This is a genomic window from Cupriavidus oxalaticus (genome assembly GCF_038900635.1).
GTDB lineage: Bacteria > Pseudomonadota > Gammaproteobacteria > Burkholderiales > Burkholderiaceae > Cupriavidus > Cupriavidus oxalaticus_B.
On sequence record NZ_JAYMRX010000032.1, the window covers coordinates 56,139 to 68,016 of the forward strand.

The following is an 11,878-nucleotide window of genomic DNA, read 5'->3' on the forward strand; positions in this document are numbered from 1 at the left end:
GTTGACGTCGATTGTCCAGTTGTCCATCCATGAACAAGAACCTTTATCGTCTCGTCTTCAACCCGGCCCGAGGCATGCTGCTCGCCGTGCAGGAGTCCGCCATTGGCCGTGGCAAGGGCTGGCGTGGCGGGGGTGGCTTGCCGGCTGCGCGGGCGATGGTAGCCCGCTTTGCCGTGCCTGCATTGACGCTGGGCGTTTCGATGGCGCTGGGTGTGCCGATGGTGAGCACCGCGCAAGTGGTGGCCGACCCTAACGCCGGAGGTAACCGGCCCACCGTGGTGCAGACGGCGAATGGCATCCAGCAGGTGAATATCACCAGGCCTTCCGCCGCTGGCGTGTCCACCAACGGCTATACGCAATTCGACGTACCGAAGGCGGGCGTGATCCTGAACAATTCGCCGACGATCACGAACACCCAGCAGGCGGGCTATGTCAATGGCAACCCCAACCTGCTGCCCGGCGGCTCGGCGCGGATCATCGTCAACCAGGTCAACAGCCCGACCGCGAGCCCGAGCCAGTTGCGCGGCCATATCGAGGTGGCAGGCCCCGGCGCTCAAGTGGTGGTCGCCAACCCCAACGGATTGCTGGTGGACGGGTTGGGCTTCATCAACACCACCCGCGCCACGCTCACCACGGGTGCGCCAGTCTATGGCGGTAGCGGCAGCCTCGACGCCTACCGCGTCACTGGCGGGCAGATCAACGTGCAGGGCGACGGCCTGAACGCGGCCAACGTCGATCAGGTAGACCTGATCGCGCGCGCGGTTCAGGCCAACGCCGCGCTCTACGGCAACCAATTGAACGTCGTCGCGGGCGCCAACCGGGTGGACCACAACACGCTGGCGGCCACGCCCATCGCGAGTTCGGGCGCGGCACCAACGCTGGGCATCGACGTGAGCCAGTTGGGCGGCATGTATGCGAACAAGATCCTGCTCGCCTCGACCGAGCATGGTGTCGGCGTATCGCTGCGCGGTGTGCAGGCAGCCCAGGCGGGCGACCTGACGCTGACCGCGCAGGGCAAGCTGATCCTGACAGGACAGACCAATGCCAGCGGCAACATCGTCGCTTACGCGCGCGATGGTATCGACAACAGCGGCACCACCTACGCCAAGGGCGCGGCGTCGATCAATACCGATGGCACGCTTGCCAACAGCGGCACGCTGGCCGCCCAGCAGTGGATCAACGCCTACGGCGGCGCTGTCAGCTCCACCGGAACGCTGGCGGCAGGTTTGAACGAGGACGGCTCGACGGCCAGCCCTGCCGACCTCGCAGTGGTCGCCACCGGTGGCGCCGTATCGGCCACGGGCAGGAATATTGCCAGCGGCAACGCCACGATCCAGGGCACGGGCGTGAACCTGGCCGGCAGCACAACCTCGGCGGGCGGCAACCTGAATCTCGCGGCCAGCGCCGGCAACGTCAACCTGACCGGTGCCACCACCACCGCCGGCGCGGGGCTGGTCGGCAGCGCGGCGGGCGCCATCGTCAATGACCGGGGCAACCTGTCCAGCGGGGCCGCCACGACCTTGATAGCCGCCAGCCTGTCCAACCAGGGCGGGCAGATGGTGTCGCAAGGCGCGACCACGCTCCAGGCCACCGGCGCCATCCACAACGCCCAGGGTGTCGTGCAGGCCAGCGGCGCACTGAACGCCAGCGGCGCGTCGCTCGACAACACCGCCGGCCGCATGACCTCGCTGAACGGCGACGGCCTGACGATCCAGACCAGCGGCGCATTCGTCAATGCTGCGGGCACCACCGCCAGCGGCGCCGAGGGCGGCGTGATCGGCGGCAACGGCAACGTGCAGCTCACCGCCGGGGCCATGACCAACCACGGCAAGATCAGCGCGCAGGGTGACACCAGCGTGACGGCGGCGGCACTTGACAACGACACCGGCAGCGTGACGGCAAGCGGCGCATTGACGGCCACCGTCGCCGGCGCCCTGAGCAACCGTCAGGGCATGGTGTCGGGCGGCAATACGAGCGTGTCGGCGCAGTCGCTGGACAATTCCGCCGGCAGCGTCCAAGGCGATCAGGTTGCGATCCGCACCACCGGCGACCTGATCAACCGGGGTGGTGCCATCCGCCAGTTTGGCGAGTCGGACACGACCATTACCGCAGGCGGCACGCTCGACAACACCGCCGGCAATATCACCGCCAACGGGCAGAGCCTGACCGTGCAGGCCGGTACGCTGGTCAACGACAGCGGCAGCATCTCGCACGCCGGCACGGGCACGCTAGCCGTCAACAGCCAGGGCGAGGCCAGCAATGCCGGGGGCACGATCCAGACCAATGGCGACCTCCAGGCGCAAGCTGTCACGCTGAACAATGCCGAGGGTGTTCTGTCGGCGCAGCGCCTGGCAACGATCCAGGCCACCGGCGACCTGCTTAACCGGCAAGGCGCGCTGTACGGCAAGACCGGCCTCACGGTCAACAGCGGCGGCAACCTGGACAACACGGCGGGCTCGGCGCAGACCGGGGGCGACCTGTCGGTCACGGCGGCCGGATCGCTGACCAACGTTGACGGGACGATTGCGGCCAACGGCGAGCACGGCCAGGCCACGGTATCAGCGGCGAGTGTGGACAACACGCGTGGCGATATCGCCAATGCCGGTGATGGGGCCACCGCGATGACGGCGACGACTGCGATGAACAATACGGCGGGCACGCTGGGCGGCAATGGTGACCTGACCGTCAGCACCCAGACGCTGACGAACACCAGCGACGGCACCAGTGGCGGTTTTGTGGCATCCGGTGGCGCGCTGAACCTGAACGTCACGCACCAGGTCGACAACCGCCAGGGCACGCTCTACGGTGGCAGGGGCCTGACGCTGGACCAGGCGAACACGACGTTGGTCAACGACGGCGGCCAGGTGCTGGGCAAGACCGACGTGAATCTCCATGTCGCGTCGCTGAGCAATGCCGGCGGCGCGGTCAAGGCCAACCAGGATATCGCCGTGCAGGGCGCGGTGTCGGGCAGCGGCACCATGACCGCCGGGCGCAACCTGGCGCTGGACGTGGCAGGCGACTACACCAACGACGCCAATAACCACCTGCACGCCGATGGCGACATGCGGGTAGCCGCCACCGGCACGCTCACCAATACCGCGACACTGGCTGCCGTCGGTGCGCTGACCGCCACCGGCGCCAGGGTGATGAACGCCGCCGGCGCAACGATCAATTCGACCAACACCACGGTGACGGCCACCGAGTTAATCGACAATGCCGGGCGCATCGAGGGCGACACCGTTGAGACCGACAGCGCGACGCTGAACAATACCGGTACCGTCATCGGCAACAACGTGACGGTCAAGGCCACCGACATCACCAACAACGGCGCGGCTGCGCTGATGGCGGCGGCCCAGAACCTGAACGTACACGCCACCAACTCGGTGCGCAACCTCGACGGCGCCACGTTGTACAGTGCCGGCAACCTGCAGATCGCCCGCGACGGCACGCGCGATGCGGCCACAGGTTTGCTGGCCAACCAGGTCACGACACTCATCAACCGCTCGGCCACCATCGAGGCCGAGGGCGACATCGACATCGCCGCCAACCAGGTCAGCAATACCCGCACCAGCATCGTGGCTGACGCGGGCACGCCGGTGACCGGTCCCAGCCAGACGCTGACTATGTGGAATGCCGGCATGAGTGGCGTCGACCTGAATTTCCACGAAAGCGTCACCTTCCCGAGCTGGCGCTGGGACGGCACCAACGCCTCGGTCAGCGCCAGCCGCACCCTTGCCTTGACGCAGCCGATCACGGTGACGGTGGACAAATCGACGGTGACGAACTTCGACGCTGCCGCCAAGACCTTGTGCTTTACCCAGGCCCCCGTCGAGCAGTACTACACGCTCCTCAACGCCCCGAACTGTGACGCCACGGGCCTCTGCACGCGGACACTGACGACGAACGCGATGCAGTACTACCAGTCCATCACCGACAACGGCAGCACCTACAGCATCACCTTCTGGCCCGACTTTGACCCGGCCATTCATATCCGGCCCGACCAGGTAAAGCTGCGCTACGACCTCGGCACGGACAGCCACGATTACAGCGAAATCTCTCGCACCACCACGACTACCACCGCGACCGACCGGCTGGTCAGCGCCACCGACCCCGCCAAGCTGCAGGCGGGCGGCTCGATCCGCATCAACAGCGCCGGTGGCTCGATCCTGAACCAGTCATCCACCATGGCAGCCGGCGGCGACCTGACCCGCGTGGCGCCCAATGGCGGCGTGCAGGACCTTGGCACGGCGCTGCAGGCATCGGTCAGCACCACCGATACCTCGACCTTCTACTGGCACCAGAAGATCGGCTCCAGCAGCGACACGCAGGTGGTGGTCAACCCGAGCACGCCACAGGCACCGACCACGGTGATGGCCCTGCCGGCGGTGGCGTCGGCCAACCAGGCGGTCCAGACCACGGCGCAAACCATCAGCGTGGCAACGGTGAACCGCGAGGGCGAAACCGTCACCGGCAGCGGCAACGACCTGTCGGGCGGCGGCGCCACTGGCGCGCAAGTCGCGGGCGCGGCGGGCGGCCCGGCCAAGGCCCCGCAGACGCTGGGCACCGCCAGCGGCGGCATCCCGAACCTGACGCTGCCGACCAACGGGCTGTATTCGTACCGCACAGCCCCTGGCTCGACGTACCTGATCGCCACCGACCCGCGCTTCACGCAATACGGCAAGTTCATCTCCAGTGACTACTTGCTGGGCCAGCTTGGCCTGGACCCGGCCATGACGCAAAAGCGCCTGGGCGATGGCTGGTACGAGCAGAAACTCGTCCGCGACCAAGTGACCCAACTGACGGGTCGCACCTACCTGACGGGCTACAGCGACCAGCTGGCCGAGTACCAGGCGCTGATGGATGCCGGTGTCATGTACGCCAGGCTGTTCCAACTGGCGCCTGGCATCGGCCTGTCGGAGGCGCAGATGGCGCAACTCACCACCGACATGGTGTGGCTGGTGAGCCAGGACGTGACGCTGCCAGACGGTTCACATCAGACGGTGCTGGTGCCCAAGCTCTACCTGGCGCAGGCCAATTCAGTGGACCTGCAGCATACCGGCGCACTGGTGACCGGCAGCCGCGTCAGCCTGGACGCCACGGGCGATATCGCCAACAGCGGCAGAATTGTGGGCGACCTGGCCACGCAAGTGGTCGGCAGCAATATCGAGAACCGAGGCCAGATCGGCGGCACCGGCACGACCGTGGTCAAGGCCCAGCAGGATGTGCGTAACCTGGGCGGGCGCATTACCGGCACCGATACGCTGGTGTCGGCGGGCCGGGACGTGATCAACGAGACGCAGACCGTCTCGAACCAGGTCACGATGGGCAATCACAGCGCGGGCGCCACCGGCATCGGCGCGGTGGCCGCCATCACCGCCACCAACAACGTGGGCGTGCTGGCCGGGCGCGACATCAACATGGCCGGCGGCGTGGTCGGCGCCGGCAACAATGCCCTGCTGGGCGCGGGCCGCGATGTGAACCTTGGCACGTTGACGACGGGCACCACGCAGGATTCCAGCTCGCGCGGGGGACAGAGCTATTACCATGACCAGACCACGGTCAACGTGAGCAGCTCGGTCCAGGCCGGCAAGAACGCGGTGGCGGTGGCGGGTCGCGATGTCACGCTGACCGGCTCGGCCATCGATGCGGGCAGCAATGCCTCGCTGGCGGCGGGACGCAACACTACCGTGACCGCCGCCATCGATACGCACACGCACAGCGAGGGCTCACTCGGCGGCAAGGGGGCACAGTACACGAAATCGTCGTATGACGAGACTGTCAGTGGAAGCGCGGTGAGCGCTGGCAACAACGCCAACCTGGCGGCAGGTCAGTTGACCACCGTGAACTCGGTGCTGCAGGCCAATGGCATTACCGCCTCGACCGAGGGTAATGGTACCGGCAACCTCGCGGTGCTGGGCTCGTCGGTGATCACCGACAAGGGCGCGGCCAACCTGATCGCCACGGGCGACGTGACCGTCGGCACCGTCAATGAGAAGCACACCGCCGAAAGCTGGTCTGAAAGCCGGCACTCCAGTGGCCTGGCGCGCGAGCAGACCACCAAGTCCAGCAGCCAGGCGCAGGACATTGCCGTTGGGTCCATGGTGTCGGCGGACTCGGTCAATGGCCGCGCCAGGCGCGATCTGACGGTAACAGGCTCCAGCATCGGCGCGACCGGCGACGTGTCATTGCATGCCGACCGCAACCTGACCATCGGCGCGTCGGAAGGCACAGCCTCGAGCAGCAGTTCGCAGGAGACGCGCAAGTCCGGGCTGCTGTCCGGCGGCGGCGCGTCGTTCACCGTCGGCAAGCAGCAGACCGACCAGAACGAGACGGTACAGAGCACTACCCACACCGGTTCGCTGGTGGGCAGCGTGGGCGGCAATGTCGACCTCAGCGCGGGCCAAGCCTACACGCAGACCGGCAGCGTGGTCACTGCCCTGCAGGGCGACGTGAGCATCCAGGCCAAGTCGGTCGATATCAACGCGGCGACCGATACCTACCGCATGGATCAGGAGACGCATTTCAAGCAGAGCGGGCTGACCGTCGCCGTGTCCAACCCGCTCATCGCAGCGGCACAGACCGTCGGCCAGATGGCCGAAGCACAGGGCAGGACCGACGATCCGCGCATGAAGGCCCTGGCCGGCGCGGCCGGCGGGCTGGCTGCCAAGAATGCCTATGACGCGGTCAAGGGTGACCCGGCGAGCGCCGGCGGCATCAACATCAGCGTTACCGTGGGCGGGTCCAGGAGCGACAGCCAGCAGACGCAGACCGCCACGACGGCGGTGGGCAGCAAGGTCAGCGCCGGGGGCACCGTGAGCATCCGCGCTGAGGGGGCGGGCCAGGACAGCAACATCAACGTGGTCGGCAGCGACATCCAGGCCGGAAACGACCTGCGGATGAAGGCCGACAACCAGGTGAACCTGCAGGCCGCCGCCAGCACCGCTGAGCAGCACAGCAGCAGCCAGAGCGTGTCCGGCGGGGTCGGCATTGGCATCAATGTCAGCGCCAAGGGCACTTCCTTCGGCGTCACCGCCAACGCGGTCGCGTCGCGCGGCAATGCCGATGGCGATGACGTGACCTGGACCAACAGCCACGCCACGGCGGGCAATACGCTGGTGATCGACTCCGGGGGTGACACCAATCTGAAGGGGGCGGTGGCGTCCGGCAAGCAGGTCGTAGCGAATGTCGGGGGCGACCTCAACATCGAGAGCCTGCAGGACACCAGCACCTACCGCAGCAAGGATCAATCCATCGGCGGCAGCGTGACCGTGGGGGCCGGCTTCTCGGGCAGCGCCAATGTCGGGCAGCAGAAGATCAACAGCGACTTTGCGAGCGTGGGCGAGCAGTCGGCGATCCGAGCCGGCGCTGGCGGCTACCAGATCGACGTCAAGGGCAACACCGACCTCAAGGGTGCAGTCATTGCTGGCGGCACGCAGGACAGGAACAGCCTCATCACCGACTCGCTGACCGTCAGCGACATCCAGAACCATGCGGAATACAGCGGCAGCAGCGTCAGCATCGGGGCCGGCTTCACGGCGGGTGGAAGTGGCGGCAAGTCGACTGTCGATGGCGGCGGTGTCGGCCTTACCCAGGGCGGCCAGGCCACCACGGGTGGCGACGCTGTACCGGGCACCACCCTGCCGACGACAGGCGACAATGGACAAGGCTTCTCGTTTGCCCCGCCCATGGTCGCTGGTGCCTCCGGCAGCGCGGACAGCACGACCGCCAGCGGCGTCAGCGCCGGCACGATCACCATCCGCAACGATGCCAAGCAGAAGGAACTGACCGGCAAGGACGGCGCGGAGACCATCGCCGACCTTAACCGGGACACGGCCAACACGGGCAACTCGCTGGCGCCGATTTTTAACGAACAGGAGATCAAGGCCGGGTTTGAGATCGTAGGCGCACTGCAACGTGAGGCTGGCGTGTTCCTCAACAATCGCGCGGCCGAGGCGGATGCGGCAAAGCAGGCGGCGGACGCTGCAGCTAATGACCCGACCGCCACGCTGGAGCAGCGCACGGCGCTGCAGCAGCAGTCCGATGATCTGGCCAAGTGGGGCCAGGGTGGCATCTACCGCCAGGTGATGACCGTGCTGACGGCGGCCGCCAGCGGCAACGTGACAGGATCGACCGCGCAGTTCGTGCAAAGCGCGGCGGTGGGCTATCTGCAGGGCCTGGCCGCCAATCAGGTCAAGCAATTGATCAGCACGCTGGAACTCGATCAAACGCCGCAAGGCGAAGCGGCACGTGCAGCACTCCACGCTATCGTCGGATGTGCGGGTGCTGCAGCGGCCAGTCAGGCTTGCGGCGCTGGAGCCATGGGCGCGGCCTCGGCTTCGGTGATGGGCAGCCTGCTTGCGCCGACGACTGGCATGACGCCGGAGCAGAAGCAGGCGCGGGAAAGCATGGTGCAGAGCCTTGTTGCTGGCATTGCCGGTACCACAGGGATGAATGCGGCCACGGCGACCAATGCGGCCACGTTCGAGATCGAGAACAACCAGGCTGCGTCCCTGTCTGCTCCGCGGCCCATGCCGACACCTGGCACGCCGCTAAAGCCGTTCCAGACGCCTGGCAAGCCTGCTGATCCGGCCGAGGCGGCGCTGACAGGAACGCCGGATCAGTCTGGACAAAATGAATTTCGGCCGCTCAAGAATCCGGTGCAAACTATCGTCGGTACGGTGCTGGTAACGCCGGGGCAGATTGTCGAAGGGCTGGGGGCGATTCTCAATAGCGGTGATCAGCGTACATCGAAAACGCCCAACACGGGCGATCCCGGCTCCTGGGTGACAAACCCTGGGAGTGGGCAACAAAGGCAGTATGGTCCGGATGGGAAACCTCTGGTCGATATTGATGTTGATCATGACCATGGCCAGGGGACACCGCACGTTCATAATTGGGACCGAGCAGAAGACGGAAGGCCAGTACGTGGCCAGGGCTTGCCAGTGTCTCCTATTTCAAGGACCAAACCATAGTGGGTATGGGTAATGACAGATAAAACGCATCGCTATTCTTTGTTGCATGACGCAGAGCTAATAGCCCTCATGCACGAGAAAAAAGAAAAAAAAGCTTCCATTACAGTAGCGCATGTTGATGGGAGTGAAGCCACATTAGAGCTACACGGCGTAAAGGCAATACGAATGGTGGATTTCATCTCGCAGAACGTCATTTCGCGTGTACTTTGTTCAGAGGCAATGAGCTTTGATGAGCGGGATCTGCAGAGACTGGTTGCATGGACGAATTCACTATCAGACGGGACTTGCTTGATCTCTCAGGAGGCGATCGAAAAATACGTCACAGATATCCAGAGTGGATCGCTAAAACTTCTAGCCATCGAGCCATCCTGGGGGGCCGAGCTTGTTTGCATATATGCGGCAGATTGAGCTGGAATGCGTTAAATGCCAAGAGAAGCGATGTTTTTGTCGATTCTTTAGGGAATCGCTGATTAAATCAGTGCGCGAGTCATCGAGGCCTTGGGTGAGCGCGTTGTCCGAAGGGTGTCCCTGATTCAGGTCCGGTGATGAAGCGACAGATCAGTTTTGCGGAAGCGGAAAACCACGGCAAGAAGCGTGTGACGCGCCGCCAGCGCTTCCTGACGGAGATAGAAAACGTGGTGCCGTGGGCGCGCCTGATTGCGGCGGTCCAGCCGTACTACCCGAAGGGCAAACATGGACCGCCGCCGATCGGCTGCGCATTTATTTCCTCCAGCAGTGGTACGGGCTGTCTGACGAGGCCCTGGAAGACGCGCTGTACGACAGCATAGCGATGCGGGCGTTCGCCGGGATCGACCTGGCCGTGGAAGCGGCGCCAGACGCGACCACGCTGCTGAAGTTTCGCCGCCTGCTCGTCGAGCATGAACTGACGCGAAAGCTGTTTGACGAGATCGGCATCATGCTGTGCGAGCGGGGACTGATGATGAAGGAAGGCACGATTGTGGATGCCACCATCATCGAGGCGCCAGCGTCGACCAAGAACAAGGAGAAGAGCCGCGACCCGGAGATGCACCAGGCCAAGAAAGGCAACGCCTGGCACTTTGGGATGAAAGCCCATGTCGGCGTGGATGCGGCCTCTGGGCTGGTACACAGCGTGGTGGGCACATCGGCCAACGAATCGGATGTGTCGCAGGCGCATGCCTTGCTGCATGGCCACGAGGAGCATGCGTTTGGCGACGCGGGCTACACGGGTGTGGACAAGCGCGAGGAGATGCAAGGCAAGACCGTGAAGTGGCAGGTGGCCGTCAAGCGCGGCAAGATCAAGGCGATGCGTGATGGCGCGGTCAAGGACCTGCTGATCGCCGTCGAGCGGGCCAAAGCCCAGATTCGGGCACGGGTCGAGCATCCGTTCCACGTGATCAAGAATCTGTTTGGTCATCGCAAGGTTCGCTACAAGGCCCTGGGCAAGAACACGGCGCAGTTGTTCAGCTTGTTTGGTCTGGCTAATTTGGCGCTCGCCAGGAAGCTGTTGTTGGCCTCAAAGGGGAGCAAGCCGTCCTGAGCCCGCAAAGCGCGGGCAGGAAAGGTGCGAAACGCGAGAATGACGGCCCATCCCCTCGCATTGCGAAAACGGAAGTCATTGGCTTGTGCAACATCAAGCGCAAACCTCATTGATCAGCGATTCCTTAACGCGTTTGGCGCCATCACACACGCATACGGTGGTGCCACTGCTATTGAGCTTGGAATTACTTCTCCGGGTGGCGCAACGGCAGGTGTTGTGCCGTGGAGTCATTCAACGAAGGTCGTGGACGGAAAAGGCAAGCAATGAGGAGCTATGTGATGCGAGGTCCAACTGATGAGGAATGGAAGAGAATGACTCCAGAGCAGCGACGTAGCTATAAGATATTTGTTGGTATCGCCGTGCTCTTGTTGTCGGCATTGCTCATAAAGAAATTCTTTTTTTAACGAGTGATGCGAATTGAAAGCAAGAGCGTCGTACCCCGCCAGCAGAGGAAGCGCGCTCTAGCGGGAGGATTCGCATTCGGGAGTACCGCTGCGGGATCTTTGGTACATGGCATTCATGGACCCGTTGGAGTTTTTGCGAATACAATTATTCAATTCATGCCCGGGCCGATGCAAACGGCGATCGAAAATCGAGCGAAAAAGAGGAAATGATTTACTTAGAAGCGCGGAAAAATTATATGAAAAATACTTTAAGGCATATTTAGGGATTGTCATCCTCATACTATTTGCCCTGAGCTTCTCCTATGCTCAGGGAGCAGATTGGCGCCCTGTTGTCGTCGGAATCCCCGCCTATTTGACATTTCTTATTGCTGCTACATATCAATTTATACGAGAGTGGAAAAGGCTTAGAAGGAGAGAACGCGGTGACCCCGAGCCTCCTCCAAAAAAGGGGGCTTGGGACGAGGACTGATCGTGCGATTAGTCTGCCGATGACCCAGTTTGGGCAAGGTATCGGCAAAAAAGTGATGGCAGGAGCTTATAACGCAGGACATGCCGGGACTGTGGCATTTGGGACGTCTTCGATCTTCAGCGCAACTCAGAATCCAGGATTAGCTGCTGGCCTATCTGGTGGCGCATCAGCAATAAGTGCTGGCTATGTCGCGCTTGTCCCTGGCCCAGCTGGTGTATTCATGAATCAGCTGATGCAAGTAGCCCCTGGGCCACTAAAAACAGCTATTGAGAAGAACCAAGCAAAGAAATGAATCACTTCTCCAAAAAAAGAAGATCGCTGTATCGAAGATTTGCAATTGGTTATGCATGCTTTTTTTGCCTGCCTCTGTTTTTTTTATTCGTTTCTCTAGGGATGGTGTTCAAAACTCATGCGACTTCGGGTACGCATGAAGAATGTTTCCAGCGACAATGGGCGCATGAAACAAACTGACCTTGGCCTGGACCTGAGCAATCGCCGCACGCGCAAGCGCGTG

4 protein-coding genes and 1 pseudogene are annotated in these 11,878 nt (G+C 63.3%); all 5 read left to right on the top strand.

The genetic code is table 11. The annotated features are described in order from the left end of the window. Positions 1-29 precede the first annotated feature (29 nt). The 5 genes and pseudogenes from VSR71_RS31540 (at position 30) to VSR71_RS31555 (ending at position 11,656) form a co-directional block, all read left to right on the top strand. Entirely contained in the window at positions 30-8,972 is an 8,943-nt protein-coding gene (locus tag VSR71_RS31540; protein WP_342917486.1) for a hemagglutinin repeat-containing protein, read from the top strand. Between the two features lie 12 nt (positions 8,973-8,984). Next, positions 8,985-9,380, top strand: coding sequence for a hypothetical protein (locus VSR71_RS31545; RefSeq protein WP_342917487.1), 396 nt, complete (start codon positions 8,985-8,987; stop codon positions 9,378-9,380). A 137-nt stretch (positions 9,381-9,517) separates the two neighbouring features. Next, a pseudogene (locus VSR71_RS31550) lies at positions 9,518-10,491 on the top strand (IS5 family transposase). Between the two features lie 39 nt (positions 10,492-10,530). Beyond that, entirely contained in the window at positions 10,531-10,758 is a 228-nt protein-coding gene (locus tag VSR71_RS35425) for a polymorphic toxin type 22 domain-containing protein (RefSeq protein WP_428979481.1), read from the top strand. 559 nt (positions 10,759-11,317) lie between these two features. Beyond that, the gene (locus VSR71_RS31555) at positions 11,318-11,656 is read left to right on the top strand and encodes a hypothetical protein (protein WP_342917488.1); all 339 of its coding nucleotides are present in this window, start codon (positions 11,318-11,320) and stop codon (positions 11,654-11,656) included. Positions 11,657-11,878 lie beyond the last annotated feature (222 nt).

Excerpts from the sequence above, each read along its gene's own strand:
- VSR71_RS35425 (WP_428979481.1), top strand. The coding sequence starts at position 10,531 with ATGACGGCCCATCCCCTCGCATTGCGAAAACGGAAGTCATTGGCTTGT.
- VSR71_RS31545 (WP_342917487.1), top strand. The coding sequence starts at position 8,985 with ATGACAGATAAAACGCATCGCTATTCTTTGTTGCATGACGCAGAGCTA.
- VSR71_RS31540 (WP_342917486.1), top strand. The coding sequence starts at position 30 with ATGAACAAGAACCTTTATCGTCTCGTCTTCAACCCGGCCCGAGGCATG.